The following is an 18822-nucleotide window of genomic DNA, read 5'->3' as shown; positions in this document are numbered from 1 at the left end:
GCTGCGCCGGTAGAGGAAGCTGGAGATCGCCCTCACGGCGCCGGCTCCTCGAGCAGCGGCACCAGCGCGCTGCGTGCCCAGCAGGCGGTCACCGCGTCGCCGGGCTTGGGCCGTTGCTCCTCGCGCTCGCCGTTGGGCAGCGCGGCGACCAGGCGCACGCCGTTCTCCAGTTCGATCTCATAGCGGCTGCTGGCGCCCATGTACTGCACGTCGAACAGGGTGCCGCTGACTTCCAGTTCGCCTTCGCCGGCGCGGCCGAAACGCACGTGTTCCGGGCGCAGCGAGTGCGGGCGGGATTCGCCGAGCAGGCGCTGGGCGAGATCGCCGCGCAGCACGTTGGCGGTGCCGACGAACTCGGCGACGAAGCGCGTGGCCGGGCGGCGGTAGAGATTGCCGGGGGTATCGACCTGTTCGATGCGGCCCTTGTTGAACACCGCCACGCGGTCGGACATGGACAGCGCTTCGCTTTGGTCATGAGTGACGAAGATAAAGGTGATGCCCAGCTGGCGCTGCAGTTTCTTCAACTCCACCTGCATCTGCTCGCGCAGCTTCAGGTCCAGCGCGCCGAGGGGTTCGTCCAGCAGCAATACGCGTGGTCGGTTCACCAGCGCTCGCGCCAGCGCGACGCGCTGACGCTGACCGCCGGAAAGCTGCGCCGGTTTGCGCTTGCCGTAGCCGGCCAGGGCGACCATGCCGAGGGCTTCCTCGGCGCGGTGGTAACGCTCGGCCTTGGCCACGCCCTTTACCTTCAGGCCGTAGGCGACGTTGTCCAGCACGTTCATGTGCGGGAACAGCGCATAGTCCTGGAACACCGTGTTCACGTCGCGCTCGTAGGGCGGCAGGCCAGCCGCTTCCGCGCCATGGATGCGGATGGAGCCGGAGGTGGGCTGCTCGAAGCCGGCGATCAGCCGCAGGCAGGTGGTCTTGCCCGAGCCGGAAGGGCCGAGCATGGAGAAGAACTCGCCGTCGCGAATCTCGATGGACACCGCATCGACGGCGCGCACCTCGCCATAGTGACGGCTCACGTCAGTGAACTGGACGGCTGTGGTCATGCTGCGGGCTACCTGCGTGGCGGGGGCTGCATCAGAAAAGGTAGCGCATGGGGAAAGGGCGCTCGGGGCGTGCTCTTCGTAGGAGCGAGCTTGCTCGCGAACAGCCCCCGCAGAGGAGATTGGTTCGCGAGCAAGGACTAGGCGTCCCCCTCGTTCCTACAGAAAAGCGCTAGGCGAAGGTGGTGCTATCTCCCACCCATGATCGCAATGTAGTCCTGCGTCCACCGGCTGTACGGCACGCACTGCCCCTGCTCGCACTTGGCTTGCGGGGTCTTCCAGAAGGCGATGCGGTCGAACTGGTCGTAGCCATTGGTGGCGCAGCCTTTTTCGCCGAGCAGCTGGCTACCGGTGCAACCGTCGGGCGCGGCGGGGACCGAGCCGAACCAGGCGGCGACGTCACCCTGTACCTTGGGTTCCAGCGACCAGTTCAGCCACTTGTAGGCGCATACCGGGTGTTTGGCGTCGGCATGCAGCATGGTGGTGTCGGCCCAGCCGGTGACGCCTTCGCCGGGGATGGTCGAGCCGATCGGTTGCTTCTCGCCCTGCAGCGCGTTCACCTGGTACGGCCAGGAGCCTGACGCGGCCACGCCTTCGTTCTTGAAGTCGCTCATCTGTACCGTCGCGTCGTGCCAGTAGCGGTGGATCAGCTTCTGCTGCTCGCGCAGCAGCTTGAGGGCGGCGGCGTACTGCTCCTCGTTGAGCTCGTAGGGGTCCTGGATGCCCAGGGCGGGCTGGGCGGTCTTCAGGTAAAGCGCTGCGTCAGCGATGTAGATCGGGCCGTCGTAGGCCTGCACGCGGCCCTTGTTGCTCTTGCCGTCAGGCAGCTTCTGCTCGGTGAACACCACGCTCCAGCTTTCCGGCGCCTTGGGGAAGACCTTGGTGTTGTACATCAGCACGTTCGGCCCCCACTGGTAGGGCGTGCCGTAGTGCTTGCCGTCCACCGTGTGCCAGGGCGCGTCCTGCAGACGCTGGTCGACGTTCTTCCAGTTGGGCACCAGGGCGATGTTGATCGGCTGCACGCGCTTGCCGTAGACCAGCCGCAGCGAGGCGTCGCCCGAGGCGGTGACCAGATCGTAGCCACCCTTGGCCATCAGGCTGACCATCTCGTCGGAGGTAGCGGCGGTCTTTACGTTGACCTTGCAGCCGGTGTCCTTCTCGAACTGGCTGACCCAGTCGTAGTTCTTGTCGCTCTCGCCGCGTTCGATGTAGCCGGGCCAGGCAATGATATCCAGCGCGCCTTCGGGGTTACCGAGCTGCTTGAGCGCCTCGGCGGCCTGCAACGTGCCGCTGGAGAGCAGGCTGACGCCGGCGAATGCCAGCGCCGCGACTTTCGTTGAAAACAATTGCACGGATGACATGGACGGACTCCTGTTGTTCTTCGTTGTGGGAGCCACTGCGATACCAGCGCGCAGAAATTTGGCACCTCTGTTGATCGCTGCATGTCCATAGCGAATGGACACGCTCTTGCAGCGTAGTTCCGGGCCCATAGGCTGACAAGAAAGCCCCTGGCGCCCCGCAAAGGCCCGCCCGCCGGCGCTCGCGGCCCCAAACGGGGCGAGCCGGGGCGGGCGGCCGGGAAAAGCGCACCGAGCTGGTGCGAGGTGCATCGGCAGCCTTTGCAAGTCATTGAACCAACAGGAAATCGACCTCTGGCACGGGCCTTGCGACGGCCTTCGGAGCCGAGGACGAGCGGCAACAAGGAGTAGAAGATGGCTCGGGTGTTCTATGACGAAATGCATGACGCCGCTGGCGCCTGCCGACCGCACTACACGGAGTTCGCCCGCTGGCTGGCGGACATGCCTGGCGAACAGCTGCAACAGCGTCGTCGCGAGGCCGACCTGCTGTTCTATCGCGCGGGCATCACCTTCACCCTTTACGGCGACGACCAAGGCACCGAGCGCCTGATCCCCTTCGACACCATCCCGCGCAGTATCCCCGCCAGCGAGTGGAAGATCATCGAGGCCGGCTGTATCCAGCGCGTCCAGGCGCTCAATCTGTTTCTCGCCGATCTCTACCACGACCAGCGCATTCTCAAGGAAGGCCTGATCCCGCCCGAGCAGGTCCTGGCCAACGACCAGTACCAGTTGGCCATGCAGGGCCTGGACGTGCCCGGCAGCGTCTACGCGCACATCGCCGGGATCGATCTGGTTCGCGACGGCAATGGCGCCTACTACGTCCTCGAGGACAACCTGCGCACGCCCAGCGGCGTCTCCTACATGTTGGAGAACCGCAAGATGATGATGCGCCTGTTCCCCGAGCTGTTCGGCGCCCAGCGCATCGCGCCCATCGACCACTACCCGAACCTGCTGCTCGACACCCTGCGCCAGGCCAGTGAAGTGGAGCAGCCCTGCGTGGTGGTGCTGACGCCTGGCCGCTTCAACAGCGCCTATTTCGAGCACGCCTTCCTGGCGCGCGAGATGGGGGTGGAGCTGGTGGAAGGCGCTGACCTGTTCGTCCGCGACGAGCGCGTCTATATGCGCACCACCTCCGGCCCGATGCCGGTGGACGTGATCTACCGGCGGGTGGACGACGACTTCCTCGACCCGCTGGCCTTCAACCCCGATTCCATGCTCGGCGTGCCCGGCCTGCTGGCCGCCTACCGCGCCGGCAATGTGGTGCTGGCCAACGCCATCGGCACCGGCGTGGCCGACGACAAATCGGTCTACCCGTACGTGCCGGAGATGATCCGTTTCTACCTCGACCAGGAACCCATCCTGCACAACGTGCCGACCTGGCAATGCCGCCGTCCGCAGGACCTGTCCCACGTGCTGGCGCATCTGCCCGAGCTGGTGGTGAAGGAGGCCCAGGGCTCCGGCGGTTACGGCATGCTGGTCGGCCCGGCGGCCAGCACGGCGGAAATCGAAGCCTTCCGCGCCCGGCTGATGGCGCGCCCGGAGGCCTATATCGCGCAGCCGACCCTGAGCCTGTCGACCTGCCCGACCTTTGTCGAGAACGGTATCGCCCCGCGTCACATCGACCTGCGGCCCTTCGTGCTGTCCGCGCCGGACAACGTGCGCCTGGTGCCCGGCGGGTTGACCCGCGTGGCGCTGCGCGAAGGCTCGCTGGTGGTCAACTCGTCACAAGGTGGCGGTACCAAGGACACCTGGGTAGTCGAGGACTGACACCATGCTGAGTAGAACCGCTTCCGACCTGTACTGGATGTCGCGTTACCTGGAGCGCGCCGAGAACCTCGCGCGCATGCTCGACGTGTCCTACTCGCTGTCGCTGATGCCCCAGGATGGCCGTGGCGATGGCCTGGAAGAGCTCGCCATGCCGCTGCTGATCACCGGCAACCTCGACGCCTATCTCGCCCGCCACGGCGAGCTGCACGCCGAGCGCCTGTTGAACTTCTTCGCCCTGGATGCGCAGAACCCAGCGAGCATCTATTCCTGCTTCGGCGCGGCCCGCGCCGGTGCTCATGCGGTGCGCGGGCGCATCACCACCGACATGTGGGAAAACATCAACGCCACCTGGCTGGAGATGCGCGACATCGCCCACCAGGGCCTGCTGCGCTACGGCATCAGCCACTTCTGCGAATGGGTGAAAGACCGCTCGCACCTGTTCCGTGGTGCCACCTTCGGCACCAGCATGCGCAATGACGCTTTCCACTTCATCCGCCTGGGCACCTACATCGAGCGCGCCGACAACACCCTGCGCCTGCTCGACGCCCGCCACCAGGTGCTGGGCGAGCACAGTGCCGGCCCAGCCGAGGGCTCGGCGCGCGGCTATTACCAATGGACTGCGCTGCTGCGCGCGCTGTCGGCTTTCGAGGGCTACACCGAGCTGTACCGCGACGCCCTCAATGCACGGAACATCGCCGAACTCCTGCTGTTGCGCGAGGACGTGCCGCGCTCGCTGCTGGCCTGCGCCGAGGAACTGCGCCAGATACTCGCCAGCCTGCCCGGCGCCAACGGTCGTCCGGCCCAGCGGCTGGCCGCCGAGCTGGAAGCGCGGGTGCGCTACACCGGCATCGACGAGGTGCTGGGCAACGGCCTGCACCCCTGGATCACTGACCACATCGGGCTGGTGCGCCAGCTCGCCAACGCCATTCACAGCTCGTACCTGGAGGCCGCATGAAACTCTCCATCCGCCATGACACCACCTACCGCTATGAAGACCAGGTGCGCGCGAGTATCCAGTACCTGCGCCTGACCCCGCAGGAAAGCGAGCGCCAGCATGTGCTCGACTGGCAGTTGCACCTGCCGCGTCCGGCGCATCCGCAGCGCGACGCCTACGGCAACATCCTCCACGTGCTGACCCTCGACGAGCCCCACGAGGCCATCGCCATCGCCGCCCACGGCAACGTCGAAATCGACGTGGAGAACGAGTGCGAGCACGATCACCTGTCGCCGCTGCCGTTCCTGCGCAGCACCCGGCTGACGCAGGCCGATGGTGCGTTGCAGGAGTTCGCCCGCGCCCAGTGCGCCGAGCGCCGCGACCGCAAGGCCATGATCCACCTGATGCAGGCGTTGAATGAGCGCATTGCCTACGTGCCTGGCTCGACCCAAGTGGACAGCACCGCCGCCGAAGCCTTTGCCGCCGGGCAAGGCGTCTGCCAGGACCACGCCCACGCCTTCCTCGCCTGCCTGCGCTATCTGGGCGTGCCGGCGCGCTACGTTTCCGGCTATCTCTACACCGATGTCGAGGAGCACCTCGCCAGCCACGCCTGGGCCGAAGCCTGGGTCGGCGACGCCTGGTACAGCTTCGACGTGACCAACGTGCTCGACCGCCCCGAGCGTCACCTGAAACTGGCCGTCGGCCTGGACTACCTCGACGCCTGCCCGGTGCGCGGCATGCGCCGGGGCGGAGGCGGCGAGCAGATGCACGCCCGCGTCACCGTGGCGCCGGGGCACCTGCAGCAGATGCAGCAGGCGCAGCAGTGAGGATGCGTGGCACAAGCGCCGGCACCGGCATAAGATCGGTGCCAGTTCCTACCGCCATGAGAAAGCCATGACCTACTGCGTCGCCATGAACCTCGCCCAGGGCCTGGTCTTCGTTTCCGATTCGCGCACCAACGCCGGCGTCGACAACATCGCCGTGTTCCGCAAACTGCACATCTTCGGCACGCCCGGCGAACGTCTGATCGTGGTGCAGAGCGCCGGCAATCTGGCCACCTCGCAGTCGGTGATCAGCACGCTGCGCCAGCGTATGGGCAGCGACGGGCCGAACCTGGGCAATGTCGAGAATCTGTTCGAGGCGGCCCGTTTGGTGGGCTCGACGCTGCGCGAAGTGGTCGATCACGACGAGAACATCGGCCAGAACCAGGGCGTAGACCTGGGCAGTTCGTTCCTCGTCGGCGGGCAGATCGGCACCGAGGTGCCTCGCCTGTTCAACGTCTACCCGCAGGGCAACTTCATCGAGTCGTGCCGCGATACGCCGTACTTCCAGATCGGCGAGAGCAAGTACGGCAAGCCGATCATCGACCGCGCCATGAGCTATGCCACGCCGCTGGAGCAGGCGCTGCGCTGTGCGCTGATCAGCTTCGACTCGACCATCCGCAGCAACCTCTCGGTGGGCATGCCGCTGGACCTGCTGGTGTACCGCGAAGGCAGCCTGGAGGTGCCGGCGGGGTACCGGATCCAGGAAGGCGATCCTTACTTCGAGGGGATTCGCAACCAGTGGGGTGCAGGGTTGCGCCAGTTGCTCGGTGAGTTGCCGGCACCACCGGGGGATTATTGGCACTGACGGTGTGCTGCGGGGTGGGTTCGCGAGCAAGCTCGCTCCTACAGAGTTAACACAGGAGCTCGCTCCTTGTAGGAGCGAGCTTGCTCGCGAACCCACTGCCGTGCTGATCTGTCCGATCAGCTCCCGGCTTTAACCTTCCGCCCGGCCATGTGCTTCAGGTAGGCAACGATCTGGTCCAGTTCCTGGTCGCTGACCACATCAGCGGCGAAACCCTTCATCCGCGCCTCCGGCCAGTGCCGCAGGCTCTGCGGGTCGCGGATGTACTGCTTGAGGTAGCCCGCGGCGAAGTACTCGGTGGGGTTGTGCGGGAGGTTCAGGTCCGGGCCGAATTGCGAGTCGCCGGCGCCATTCAGGCGATGGCAAGCCAGGCAGTTCTTCTGGAACTGGGCAAAGCCCTTCTGCACTGAATCGGGCGCATTCTTCGCCGGCAGCAGCGCCGGGAAACGTTCTGCCAGGGGCTTGAGGTAACGGATACTGGCAACCTGGAACGGCCACTGTTCCGGGCCAATGCCGGCGGCTTTCGGGTCGGTCCACACCAGGTAGAACGGCCCGGCGGACGGCTTGCCGTCGCCCAGCTTTGGCCAGGGTTTGTCGGCTTCCTCGATGGCCAGCCAGGCGCGCGAACCTTTTTCCGCCAGCAGCGGCGCCGCCGGCAGTTCGGCGGCAAAACCATCCAGCGCCACGGCCTGTAGATGATCACCGGGTTTCAGGCCTTGCAGCAGCGCCGCCAGTGGTACCGCGCGGTAATGCATGGTGCGGTTGTAGGAAACGTCGGCGGGAATCTCGATGTCCTGCGCCTTGGAGTTGGCCAGCAACTGTTCCGTGCTGAAGTCGTGCTTGCCGTCGGGCAGTTCCAGGGTGAGCGTGGCAGCGAAAGTGGTGGGGCAGAGCAGGAGCAGCGTCAGCAGCAGTGGGCGCATGGCGGGTTCCGGTGGGCGGGTGGGCCGCGGAACATTAACAGAGGTGCGGGCGCAGCAGGAGGTGGGTGGCTCCCGCGCTGCGTTGACCGTGGCTCGCGAATGGCGGCACGCGGTACGCAGCGGCGGGGTAGCCGGGTGTTGGCCCTAGCCGACCAGACGACTCAGATTGGGGATGATCAGTACAACGGTGGTTGCGAAGACGATCAGGCTAGCCTGACGCCATTTTCTCGATTGTTTGTCCATGATGTCCTTCCGCCTTTCTTGTTCTTGGCATGGCTCACTCACGGCCTGTTGATAGTGGCGCTCATGCCTTGGCTTCTGGTTTCTCGAGCCGAGCCGGCAAAACCCGGCAACGGCACTCTTCGCATCATCTGCACGCTTTTCATTCACTGCACATCGGAGTCTAAGCCTAGTGCCGCGCGGGCTTAGACCGTCTGGCAGCAAGTGATGCAGTTCCAGGCATATTCCCTCTATATGACCGGGGCGTGACAGCTCTGTTCAGCTTTTCGACCGTTCGTCCGCCTGCGCCGTCAGCCCCTGTCCAGAGCCTTCGAAGCCGCCACCGTCGGTCGGTGGCTGAGCGTGACGGTCAATTGCGCTGAGCGCTGCGGTCATTGCCCCTGGCTGTCACGCCGCTAAGGTAGGCCGACACGCCACGCCTGCGTGACGACAACTCTAAGAGAGAACGCCATGACCGAAGCATTCATTTACGACGCGGTGCGTACTCCCCGCGGCAAAGGCAAGAAGGACGGCGCGCTGCACAGCGTCAAGCCGGTCAACCTGATGGCCGGTGTCCTGCGTGCGCTGCAGCAGCGCAACCAGCTTGATACCGCCCAGGTCGACGACATCGTCCTGGGCTGCGTGACTCCGGTGGGCGACCAGGGCTCGGACATCGCCAAGACCGCTGCGCTGGTGGCCGATTGGGACGAGCAGGTTGCCGGCGTACAGATCAACCGCTTCTGCGCCTCGGGCCTGGAGGCGGTCAACCTGGGCGCCATGAAGGTGCGCTCGGGCTTCGAGGACCTGGTGGTAGTCGGCGGCGTGGAATCCATGTCCCGCGTGCCCATGGGCTCCGACGGCGGCGCCTGGGCGCTGGACCCGGAAACCAACCTGCACACCAGTTTCGTGCCCCAGGGCATTGGCGCCGACCTGATCGCCACCCTGGAAGGTTTCAGCCGCGCCGACGTCGACGCCTTCGCCCTGCGCTCCCAGCAGAAGGCCGCCAAGGCTCGCGCCGAAGGACTGTTCGCCAAGTCGCTGGTGCCAGTCACCGACCAGAACGGCATCGTCCTGCTCGACCATGACGAGTTCATCCGCGGTGATTCCACCCTCGAAGGCCTCGGCGCGCTCAAGCCCAGCTTCGAGATGATGGGGCAGATGGGCTTCGACGCCAGTGCGCTGCGCAAGTACAGCTTCGTCGAGCGCATCGAGCACGTGCATACGCCGGGCAACAGCTCCGGCATCGTCGACGGCGCCACCGCCATGCTCATCGGCTCCGAAGCCAAGGGCCGCGAGCTGGGCCTGAAGGCCCGTGCGCGTATCGTCGCCACCGCGGTGACCAGTACCGACCCGACCATCATGCTCACCGGCCCCGCGCCGGCAACCCGCAAGGCACTGGCCAAGGCAGGGCTGAAGGCCGAGGACATCGATCTCTATGAAGTGAACGAAGCCTTCGCCTCGGTGGTGATGAAGTTCATGAAGGACATGGGCGTACCGGAGAGCAAGGTCAACGTCAACGGCGGCTCCATCGCCATGGGCCACCCGCTGGGCGCCACCGGCTGCATGATCCTCGGCACCCTGCTGGACGAGCTGGAGCGGCGCAATCTGCGTTATGGCCTGGCCACTCTCTGCGTGGGCGGCGGCATGGGTATCGCCACCATCATCGAACGAATCTGATCGAGTAGGAGCGAGCTCGCTCGCGAACAGCCCAGAGCTTCGCGAGCAAGGACTAGGCGTCCCCCTCGCTCCTACAGGTCTCCCACCCTTGGGAAGAGAACAAAAATGACTGATGCCATCCGTTATGAAAAAGGCCAGGACAACATCGTCGTCCTGACCATGGACATGCCCGGCCAGAGCGCCAACACCATGAATGGTGCGTACCGCGAGGCCATGGCCGCCACCGTTGCGCGCCTGGAAGCCGAGAAGGGCTCGATCGCCGGCGTGGTGATCACCTCCGCGAAGAAGACCTTCTTCGCCGGCGGCGACCTCAATGAACTGATCAAGGTGACCAGGGCCGACGCCCAGGCTTTCTACGAAGGCATCCTGGTGCTCAAGGGCCAGCTGCGCCGCCTGGAAACCCTTGGCAAGCCCGTGGTCGCTGCCATCAATGGCGCGGCCCTGGGTGGCGGCTGGGAAATCTGCCTGGCCTGCCACCACCGCATTGCCCTGGACGAAAGCCACGTCCAGCTCGGCCTGCCGGAAGTCACCCTGGGCCTGTTGCCCGGGGGTGGCGGCGTGGTGCGCATGGTGCGCCTGCTCGGTCTGGAGAAGGCCCTGCCGTACCTGGCCGAAGGCAAGAAAGTGCGCCCGGACCAGGCGCTCAAGGCCGGTCTGATCCACCAGTTGGCCTCCAGCCGCGAGGACATGCTGGCCAGGGCCCGCGAGTGGATCGCCGCCAACCCGGCAGCCAAGCAGCCGTGGGACAGCGCCGGCTACAAGATCCCCGGTGGTACGCCGTCCAGCCCGGCCGTGGCACAGATGCTGGCCATCGCCCCCAGCGTGTTGCGCGACAAGACCAAGGGCTGCTTCCCGGCGCCGGAGAAGATCATGTGCGCGGCCGTTGAAGGCGCACAGGTGGACTTCGACACCGCTCAACTGATCGAGGCGCGCTACTTCACCGAGCTGACCACCGGCCAGGTGGCGAAGAACATGATCGGCACCTTCTGGTTCCAGCTCAACGAGATCAATGCGGGCAAATCGCGCCCGCAGGGCATCCCGCCGCAGCAGACGAAGAAAGTCGGTGTGGTCGGTGCGGGCATGATGGGCGCGGGTATCGCCTACGTCTCGGCGGCCGCCGGCATCGATGTGGTGCTCAAGGATGTCTCCCTTGAAGCCGCAGAGAAGGGCAAGGCCTATTCCGCCGGCCTGCTGGACAAGAAAGTGGGCAAGGGCCAGATGAGCGCCGAGAAGCGCGATGCCTTCCTCGCGCGGATCAAACCGACCGCCAGCGACGCCGACTTCGAAGGTTGCGACCTGATCATCGAAGCCGTGTTCGAGGACCGTGGGCTGAAGGCCAAGGTCAGCGCCGCTGCCGAGTCCGTCGCCCTGGCGGATGCGGTGATCGCCTCCAATACCTCGACCTTGCCGATCACTGGCCTGGCCCAGGCGGTGACGCAGCCGCAGAAATTCATCGGACTGCACTTCTTCAGCCCGGTGGACAAGATGCCCCTGGTGGAGATCATCCGCGGCGAGAAGACCGACGACGTCACCCTGGCTCGTGCCTTCGACTACGTCCTGCAGATCAAGAAGACCCCGATCGTGGTCCACGACAGCCGCGGCTTCTTCACCTCCCGCGTATTTGGCACCTTTACCAACGAAGGCCTCGCCATGCTCGGTGAGGGCGTGTCGGCGGCGATGATCGAGAACCAGGCGCGCCAGGCCGGCATGCCGGTGGGCCCGCTGGCGATCAGCGACGAAGTGTCGATGAGCCTGATGACCCACATCCGCGAGCAGACCCGCAAGGACCTGGAAGCCGAAGGCAAGCAGTTGCCCAGGCACCCGGCCTTCGCCGTGGTGGACCTGATGGTCAACGAGTACAAGCGCCCGGGCAAAGCCGCCGGCGCCGGTTTCTACGACTATCCCGCCAATGGCAAGAAGCACTTGTGGCCGGAGTTGAAGCAGCGTTTCGAGAAGACCGATGCGCAGATATCCGCCGAAGACGTGCGTGACCGCATCCTCTTCGTACAGGCCATCGAGACGGTGCGCTGCGTGGAGGAGGGCGTGCTGACCTCCACCGCCGACGCCAACATCGGCTCGATCTTCGGCATCGGCTTCGCGGCCTGGAGCGGCGGCGCGCTGCAGTTCATCAACCAGTACGGCCTGAAGGACTTCGTCGCCCGCGCCCAGTACCTGGCCGAGCAATACGGCGAGCGCTTCCTGCCGCCGGCTCTGCTGCTGGAGAAGGCGGCGCGCAACGAGCAGTTCTGAGCGTACGTGTAGGAGCGAGCTTGCTCGTGAATCACCCCCGCTGCGGGGCCGTTCGCGAGCAAGCTCGCTCCTACAAGTCGTCGCTTCACAAAACCGGCCCGAGTGGCCGGTTTTTTCTTGCCTGCTCAGGTCGTAGGATGGCGCCTTCCGACTCGCCAGGACCGCACCGATGAATGCTCCCGCCCTGTTGATCATCGACCAGCAGCAAGGCATGCGCACCAGCTCCGAACCGCGCAACAACCCGCAGGCCGAACTGCGCATCGGTGAGCTACTGGCAGCCTGGCGCCAGGCAGGCTGGCCGGTGGTGCATGTGCGGCATATTTCCCGTACACCAGGCTCACCGTTCTGGCCCGGCCAGCCCGGCGCGGAATTCCAGCCGGAACTGGCGCCGCTGAACCACGAGCACGTGGTGGAGAAGAACGTCCCCGACGCCTTCATCAACAGCGGCCTGGAGCGTTGGCTGCGGGTGCGCGGCATCGACTCGGTGGTGATCTGTGGCGTCAGCACCAACAACTCGGTGGAGGCCACGGCGCGTTCGGCGGGCAACCTGGGCTTCGTCACGCAGGTCGTGTCAGACGCCTGCTTCGCCTTCGACAAGCGCGATTTCAACGGCGTGCTGCGCAGCGCGGAGGAGGTCCACGCCATGTCCCTGGCCAACCTGCAAGGCGAATATGCGCAGGTGCTGGATGCGAACTCGGTCCTGCGTGAGCGGTCACTGGACTGAATCCTTGCCAACCGGCCGTCACCCCTGTGCGCCGGTGCAATTGAAGGAAGTCGGTTTTTCCGGTATTTCCCCTGAAATTCCTGCACAAGAATCGGCCTCGGCATCTTGTGCGGTGAAAAAATAGGGCGTAATTTTCACGCGCGTTTTATCAGTGTCAGGAAAACCATCCTTATCAGCCGCTAACCCCCCAGGAATCACCCCTGCATGTCGTTGCACATCTGCATTCTGGAAACCGACATCCTCCGCCCCGAACTCATCGATCAGTACAAGGGCTATGGCTGGATGTTCCAGCAACTGTTCGCCAAGCAACCCGTTCCGGCCGAGTTCAAGGTCTACAACGTGGTGGAAGGGCATTACCCGCCCGAAGATGAGAAGTTCGACGCGTACCTGGTGACCGGCAGCAAGGCGGACTCCTTCGGCACTGATCCCTGGATCCAGACCCTCAAGGACTATGTGCTCAAGCTCTACCAGCGCGGCGACAAGCTGCTGGGCGTGTGCTTCGGCCATCAGTTGCTGGCGCTGGTGCTGGGCGGCAAGACAGAGCGCGCCAGCCAGGGCTGGGGTGTGGGTACGCACGACTACCGCATTGAGGAACAGCCGGAGTGGATGAGCCCGTCGCTGGGCGATGGCCTGACCCTGCTGATCAGCCACCAGGACCAGGTCACCGAACTGCCCCACGGCGCGCGTCGCATCGCTTCCAGCGACTTCTGCCCGAACGCCGCCTATGCCATCGGTGACCAGGTGCTGTGCTTCCAGGGCCATCCGGAATTCCAGAGTGATTACTCCCAGGCGATCCTGGAGCTGCGCAAGCACATCTTCAGCGAGCCGATCTTCCAGTCCGGCATCGACAGCCTCGCTCGTCCGCACCAGGGCGCTGTGGTGGGCGAGTGGATGATGCGCTTCGTCCAGCAAGGCCGTGACCAGAAGAAGAAAGCCGAGAAGAAAAGCGCGGCCTGATTCCTGCCGTGTTGACTGAAAACGCCGCTCAATCGAGCGGCGTTTTCGTTGGTGCCGTGGGACATCGTTCCCGGTTGGATAGGTGCAGAGCCGATCCGATCGCGGACAGAGTCCGTTCCTATACCCGCCGGCAAGCGTAGGAGCGGACTCTGTCCGCGATTGCCTCCCGGCTGGCGCGGATCACAACCAATCCGCCTGTTTGAAACTGATGTACAACCCGACGCAGCCCAGCACCAGCAAACCCATGATCAGGAAGTAGCCGTAGTGCCAGTGCAGCTCCGGGATGTATTCGAAGTTCATCCCGTAGATGCCGGCCACGGCGGTGGGGAACGCCAGGATTGCCGCCCAGGCTGCGAACTTGCGCTGCACCACGCTCTGTCGTGATGATTCCAGCGCCAGTCCGACTTCGATGGTCTGGCTGGCGACGTCGCGCAGGGTGGTGAGGTCTTCCAGCAGACGGTTCACGTGGATCGCCACGTCGCGAAAGTAAGGCCGCATCTGCTTGTCGATGAAGGGGAAGTCCAGGCGCTGCAGCTCCTGGCAGATCTCCACCATGGGCGCGGCATAGTGCTTGAGCTTGAGTACCTCGCGGCGCAGACCGTAGATTTTCTCGATCTGCTCCTGGGTCAGCGATTTGCGCAGTACCTGCTGCTCCACCTCCTCGATTTCCCCACGGATCGCCTCGACCACCGGCTCGTAGTTGCTCATCACGAAGTCCAGCAGGGCATAGAGCACGAAGTCGGTGCCATGGGCCAGCAGCAGCGGTCGCGCTTCGCAACGCTGTCGGACCTGGGCGTAGGACTGGGAAAAGCCGTGGCGCGCGCTGATGATGTAGCCGATGCCCGCGAACAGGTGGGTTTCGACGAACATCAGCCTGCTATCGGCGCGGATCGGTGAATAGATGACGATGAACAGCGCGTCTCCGAAGGTTTCCAGCTTCGGCCGGCTGTGCTTTTCCAGGGCGTCGGACACTGCCAGTTCGTGGAGGTTGAACTGCCGTTGCAGGTTGAACATCTCTTCCGGCGTAGGCTCCTGCAGGCCGGTCCAGACGAAGTGGTCGGGCTGGCACGCCCAGCGGTAGCCGTCCTCGAGCGGGATGTCGGAGACCTTGCGGCCCTTGCTGTAGACGGCGGAAGCGATGACTCGGCCCATGCTGAAGCCCACCCTGCTGTGAATCTGGTGTGGAGTCGGGAGTCGTTCTGCAGGGATTGAGTGTTGGCCAGCCTGGCGCGACGCGCCAGCGAAGAAGGGTCAGGAGTGCGGTCTGAGCGCTTCCTGGAGGCCCTGCAATGCCACGGGCACCGCCTGGTTGAAGCGTTCGAAGAGCCCGCTGCGGTCGATGTTGTCCACCGGGGCGTGGCGCGCGCCGTCGAAGCCGGCAGTGAGGGCGGTAACCACCAGGATCACGATGGTGTAGAGCCCCAGGGCGGCGAGGGCGCCGTTGCGGGCATAGCGGTGGGCTTGGCGATTCATGCTGGCGACTCGGGTCCGGGTAAGTGATGGCCCAGTGTCGCTTTGGTCATTTCGATTGAATAACGATGCCGGTTGGTTCCGAGTATCAGGCGCATTGATAGATGGCGGCGCGAGTACCAGGCGCAGGGCGGTGGGCGGCGGGATGACGTCGGATGTTTCCGGGACTCTGGCGGGCTTCATGGCTGCTTGACCCTCGTCAAGGAGGGGGAGGTTACCCGGCGTAACGTGGAAATCAGGTGGTGGCGCGAGGCTGCCACGGACTTCCCGGACGCAAGGAACTTCCCATGATTCGATACGTTGAAGGCGACATTCTGCTGAGCAAGGCGCAAGTCATCGCCCACGGCATTGCGCCGCAGGACCATTTCGACAGCGGGCTGGCGCTGGATCTGCGCGAGCGCTGGCCATCGATGGTGCGCGACTACCGTCACGCCTCGCATTCGAACGCGCCTAAGCCGGGCTCGATCTGGATCTGGTCGGGTGTTGACGCGGACGGTTCCACCCGCTGCATCGCCAACCTGCTCACCCAGGGCATGCAAGGCGACGGGCGCGCGGCGAAGCCGGCCGGAGCGACAGTGGAGAACGTCGGCCACTGCTTGAAGGAGTTGGCCAGGTACCTGCAAAGCGAGCATGTTGAAAGCGTGGCGCTGCCGCGCCTGGCGACCGGTGTTGGTGGGTTGGACTGGAAAGAGGTGAAGCCGCAGGTAGAGCGGTACCTGGGCGACCTGGATGTCAGCGTGGTGGTCTATGAGACCTACCGCCGAGGTGTGGTGGCCGTCGAAAATCTCTGAGGTCGCGTCATTGACCCTGAAAGGCCCGGCATCACGCCGGGCTTTTCGCTTCGGGCTCGACTGCATGACGTCACCTGCTGCAGGCGGCTGGTGGGGTGTGAAGGTTTCAGCCTTGCTTGGAGGCGGCTTCGACGTTCACTTGGCTGGCGGACTGCTCGGATTGCTGTTGCTGGATAGCGGCCTGGGTCATGTGAACCATGCGGTCCTGCATCAGCGGGGACTCTTCGGCGAAGCTGGCCTGGGCGGCAAAAGCGGTAGCGGCGGCCAGTACGCTGGCGGCGATGATGTTGAGTTTCATGATGAACACCTCCGGGTTGGTTTTGCTTGGGTTCATCTATAGGTTAATGCGTAATAATTTTTGAAAAATAGCGAACAGGATTAATCAGTGTTGCCTTTTGAGTAACAGTGGTGGCATGAAAAAGCCCGGCACATGGCCGGGCTTTTTTCCTCGAGCGATCAGGCCAGGTGGTTCCTGTCCAGCTCGATGGACTTGTCGAGGGTTTCCAGCAGCTGCTTGCGCACTTTCAGCTTGGTGTTGCGGTGCGCTGTCATGTTCAGCTTCTTCAGGTGCTGGGCGGCCTCCAGGGCAGCGGCTTGCAACTGTTCGGCCGGGACCACCTTGTCGAGGAAACCGGCGTCCACGGCGTCGCGCGGGTTAAACATCTCGGCGTTCACCACGGAGCGGGTGAAGGCGGAACGGCGCAGGCGATCACGAGCCAGCTCGATGCCAACGTGGTGCATGGTCATGCCGATGGCTACTTCGTTGAGGCCGATCTGGAACGGGCCGTCGACGCCAATGCGGTAGTCCGCCGAGAGCAGGATGAAGGCGCCCTTGGCCACTGCGTGGCCGGTGCAGGCGACGATGACCGGGAACGGGTGGGACAGCATGCGGCGTGCCAGGGTAGAGCCGGCGGCCACCAGGTTCACGGCGTTTTCCGGACCGGAGGTCATCACCTTGAGGTCATAGCCGCCGGAGAGGATGCCCGGTTGGCCGGTGACGATGACGATGGCACGGTCTTTCTCCGCCTGGTCCAGGGCCTGGTTGAAGGCTTCGATGACCGCCGGGGAGATGGCGTTCACCTTGCCGTTGTTCAGGGTCAGGGTGGCGATGCCGTCTTCGAATTGGTAGCTGATCAGCTCACTCATGGCAGAGAGTCCTGGGTTGGAGTCCTTGGGTTGGAAGTGGCCAGAACATACTGACGCAGGGCAGGGGCGTAAAGCGTTTTGGCTGACTGATGAGTCAGCCGCATGCCACGAAATTCGGCCGATTTCTGTGCGCTATGCACGCAATTTCCGACGGCGCTCGTGGAGAGGTTCAGGGTGTGCTGTTAAGCTGCCAGTATCCCTGCGTCCCGCTCTCGCACAATCCAGGATGTGCCTTCCATGTCGAAGATTCTCAAGTGGTCTCTTTTTGCCGTCGTTGCGATCGCCCTCATCATCAAGGCGTCGCTCTGGCTCTCCGTACGCAGCGTGGTGAACGACGCCATCGCCCGCGTTTCGCCGTTCATGGAAATTACCTACGGCGGCATTTCCTCGTCCTTCGACGGCCGGGTGGGCCTGCAGAACGTGGTGATCAAGGTACCGATGGCCCATGACAGCCTGAAGGTCGCCCATGCCCAGCTGAAGTTCAACGGCCTGCGTGAACTGCTCAGCTTCAAGGAGCGTCTGGGTGACGGCAAGCTGCCGGAGCAGATGGCAGTGGACCTGAAGGGTGTGGAACTGCAGATTCACGGCCCGTTCATGCAATCGCTGTATGCCCAGCCGGCGGAGGCGAGCGCTTTCACCGCGATGAGCGAAGTGGCCTGCGGCAATGTGCACAACATCGGTGTCGATGAGCTGCTGCAGATGGGCTACCGCACCCTCGAATCGGACATCGAATTCTCCTACCGCATGCAACCGGGCGCGCAGACCCTGACCTTTGACCTGCGCAGTGATACCCGCGACATGCTGGATATGCACACCAGCATGACGCTGATGAACGTCTCCGAACGCCCCGGCGACATGCGTGTGAACCCGCCGCGGGTGTCGCAGTTGGTCGTCGAGATGAACGACAACCAGTATCAGCGCCGCGTCAGCGAGTTCTGCCGGGGCAAGCTCGGCGTGGACCAGAAAGCGTATACCGCGATGGCGCTGGAGCAATTCGACAAGGCCCTGCGCCAACAGCGCATTGCCCTCGACAAGCCACTGCTCGAAGCCTACGGCCGCTACCTCAGCGATCCGCGCTCGCTGCGCGTGGAGCTGACGCCCACCGAAGGCATGGCCTGGGACGGTCTGCAGTTTTTCGAGCCTAAGGATGTGATCCAGATGCTGCATCCGGTCGTCTTAGTGAACCAGGAGTCGGTCACACCGCTGGGGTTCGCCTGGGTCGATCCGCTGAAGAAAAAAATCACGCCGGAAAGCCAATATCAAATGGTTTCGGCCCCGGAAACGGTTGAGTCGCAGGCCAAAACGCAGCAATATGAGTTCGTTAGCGTTGAAAGCCTTGCCCAGTACACCGGCAAGCGTCTGCAGTTCATCACGTTTGATGGTGCGTATTACCAGGGTGTGCTGCACAAGGTGGAGAACGGCCGAGTCTATATCACCGTCATGATTGGGACGGGCTCGGCAGAAATGTTCCTCCGCCTGAACAAGATCAATCAGGTGCGGGTCATGTTGTGAGGCCCCCGGAAGGAGAGAGCAAGTGAGTGAGTCGTTGTCCATCCAGCATGATGAAACCAGCCACCAGTTCGTAACGACTGTTGATGGTCATCGCGCCTATCTGGCCTACATGGATCTGGGCAAGCAGACGCTCGACATCTATCGCACTTTCGTTCCCGACAGCCTGCGTGGTCGTGGCATCGCCGCCGCACTCACCGAGCATGCGCTGCAGTTCGCCGAGCGCAAGGGCTACAGCGTCATCCCGTCGTGCTCCTACGTCGAGCGCTACCTGGAGCGCCGCCAGCGCCACACCGATACCGCGCTCTGATCTTCAGGGCGCAGAAAAAGCCCGGCGAATGCCGGGCTTTTTTGTGCCTGATGCAATTCCATCCCCGACAGCCTTGTAGGAGCGAGCTTGCTCGCGAACCGCTTGACGCTGC

The 18822-nt window shown here is 64.1% G+C and carries 18 protein-coding genes; 11 read left to right on the top strand and 7 right to left on the bottom strand.

All coding sequences use genetic code 11. The annotated features are described in order from the left end of the window. Positions 1-32: 32 nt before the first annotated feature. Both AC2T4A_RS24345 and ydcS read right to left on the bottom strand, forming a co-directional pair. A complete protein-coding gene (locus AC2T4A_RS24345; protein WP_486741999.1) occupies positions 33-1052 on the bottom strand; it encodes an ABC transporter ATP-binding protein in 1020 nt (339 codons plus the stop codon). Between the two features lie 185 nt (positions 1053-1237). Beyond that, positions 1238-2395, bottom strand: coding sequence for a putative ABC transporter substrate-binding protein YdcS (gene ydcS / locus AC2T4A_RS24340; protein ID WP_486743729.1), 1158 nt, complete (start codon positions 2393-2395; stop codon positions 1238-1240). Positions 2396-2761: 366 nt separating this feature from the next. Between ydcS and AC2T4A_RS24335 the strand changes: the two genes are divergently transcribed. The 4 genes from AC2T4A_RS24335 to AC2T4A_RS24320 all read left to right on the top strand — a co-directional run bounded on the left by AC2T4A_RS24335 (position 2762) and on the right by AC2T4A_RS24320 (position 6737). Continuing rightward, on the top strand, positions 2762-4174 hold the full coding sequence (locus AC2T4A_RS24335) for a circularly permuted type 2 ATP-grasp protein (protein ID WP_486741998.1): 1413 nt from the start codon (positions 2762-2764) through the stop codon (positions 4172-4174). Positions 4175-4178: 4 nt separating this feature from the next. Next, entirely contained in the window at positions 4179-5129 is a 951-nt protein-coding gene (locus tag AC2T4A_RS24330) for an alpha-E domain-containing protein (RefSeq protein WP_416746575.1), read from the top strand. Next, positions 5126-5935, top strand: coding sequence for a transglutaminase family protein (locus AC2T4A_RS24325; RefSeq protein WP_416746577.1), 810 nt, complete (start codon positions 5126-5128; stop codon positions 5933-5935). The genes AC2T4A_RS24330 and AC2T4A_RS24325 overlap by 4 nt, the downstream gene beginning before the upstream one ends. 67 nt (positions 5936-6002) lie before the next feature. After that, on the top strand, positions 6003-6737 hold the full coding sequence (locus tag AC2T4A_RS24320) for a proteasome-type protease (RefSeq protein WP_486741997.1): 735 nt from the start codon (positions 6003-6005) through the stop codon (positions 6735-6737). Positions 6738-6853: 116 nt separating this feature from the next. Here the strand turns inward: AC2T4A_RS24320 and AC2T4A_RS24315 are convergent, their stop codons facing one another. Continuing rightward, positions 6854-7657, bottom strand: a complete 804-nt coding sequence (locus tag AC2T4A_RS24315) for a cytochrome c (protein ID WP_478378987.1) — start codon at positions 7655-7657, stop codon at positions 6854-6856. A gap of 690 nt (positions 7658-8347) precedes the next feature. Between AC2T4A_RS24315 and AC2T4A_RS24310 the strand changes: the two genes are divergently transcribed. From AC2T4A_RS24310 to AC2T4A_RS24295, 4 genes are all read left to right on the top strand, one after another. Then, positions 8348-9553: an acetyl-CoA C-acetyltransferase gene (locus AC2T4A_RS24310; RefSeq protein WP_416746583.1), complete on the top strand. Its 1206-nt coding sequence runs from the start codon at positions 8348-8350 to the stop codon at positions 9551-9553. A 105-nt stretch (positions 9554-9658) separates the two neighbouring features. Then, a complete protein-coding gene (locus AC2T4A_RS24305) occupies positions 9659-11803 on the top strand; it encodes a 3-hydroxyacyl-CoA dehydrogenase NAD-binding domain-containing protein (protein ID WP_486741996.1) in 2145 nt (714 codons plus the stop codon). Between the two features lie 169 nt (positions 11804-11972). Then, on the top strand, positions 11973-12527 hold the full coding sequence (locus AC2T4A_RS24300; protein WP_486741995.1) for a cysteine hydrolase family protein: 555 nt from the start codon (positions 11973-11975) through the stop codon (positions 12525-12527). Between the two features lie 204 nt (positions 12528-12731). Continuing rightward, on the top strand, positions 12732-13484 hold the full coding sequence (locus AC2T4A_RS24295) for an amidotransferase (protein ID WP_478378984.1): 753 nt from the start codon (positions 12732-12734) through the stop codon (positions 13482-13484). Between the two features lie 180 nt (positions 13485-13664). Here AC2T4A_RS24295 and AC2T4A_RS24290 read toward each other — a convergent pair whose 3' ends face one another. Continuing rightward, a complete protein-coding gene (locus AC2T4A_RS24290; RefSeq protein WP_416746591.1) occupies positions 13665-14636 on the bottom strand; it encodes a magnesium and cobalt transport protein CorA in 972 nt (323 codons plus the stop codon). A gap of 99 nt (positions 14637-14735) precedes the next feature. Then, entirely contained in the window at positions 14736-14957 is a 222-nt protein-coding gene (locus AC2T4A_RS24285; protein ID WP_478378983.1) for a hypothetical protein, read from the bottom strand. Between the two features lie 284 nt (positions 14958-15241). Between AC2T4A_RS24285 and AC2T4A_RS24280 the strand changes: the two genes are divergently transcribed. Then, a complete protein-coding gene (locus AC2T4A_RS24280) occupies positions 15242-15745 on the top strand; it encodes a macro domain-containing protein (RefSeq protein WP_416746595.1) in 504 nt (167 codons plus the stop codon). A 106-nt stretch (positions 15746-15851) separates the two neighbouring features. Here AC2T4A_RS24280 and AC2T4A_RS24275 read toward each other — a convergent pair whose 3' ends face one another. Both AC2T4A_RS24275 and AC2T4A_RS24270 read right to left on the bottom strand, forming a co-directional pair. Next, positions 15852-16043, bottom strand: coding sequence for a hypothetical protein (locus tag AC2T4A_RS24275; RefSeq protein WP_081520664.1), 192 nt, complete (start codon positions 16041-16043; stop codon positions 15852-15854). Positions 16044-16201: 158 nt separating this feature from the next. Further along, positions 16202-16891 carry a crotonase/enoyl-CoA hydratase family protein gene (locus tag AC2T4A_RS24270; RefSeq protein ID WP_045208591.1) on the bottom strand — a complete coding sequence of 230 codons (690 nt, stop codon included), beginning with the start codon at positions 16889-16891 and terminating at the stop codon, positions 16202-16204. A 237-nt stretch (positions 16892-17128) separates the two neighbouring features. On the opposite strand from AC2T4A_RS24270, the gene AC2T4A_RS24265 reads away from it, so the two are divergent. Next, complete coding sequence (locus AC2T4A_RS24265; protein WP_478378981.1) at positions 17129-18403, top strand: hypothetical protein; 1275 nt, start codon at positions 17129-17131, stop codon at positions 18401-18403. A 22-nt stretch (positions 18404-18425) separates the two neighbouring features. After that, positions 18426-18710 (top strand): GNAT family N-acetyltransferase, encoded by a 285-nt coding sequence (locus tag AC2T4A_RS24260; RefSeq protein ID WP_024765462.1) that lies wholly within the window; start codon positions 18426-18428, stop codon positions 18708-18710. Positions 18711-18822: the final 112 nt, after the last annotated feature.

Source organism: Pseudomonas sp. PVC-3-1 (genome assembly GCF_057444315.1).
Note: the sequence above shows the minus strand (reverse complement) of the source record. Positions and strands in the feature narration are given on the sequence as shown.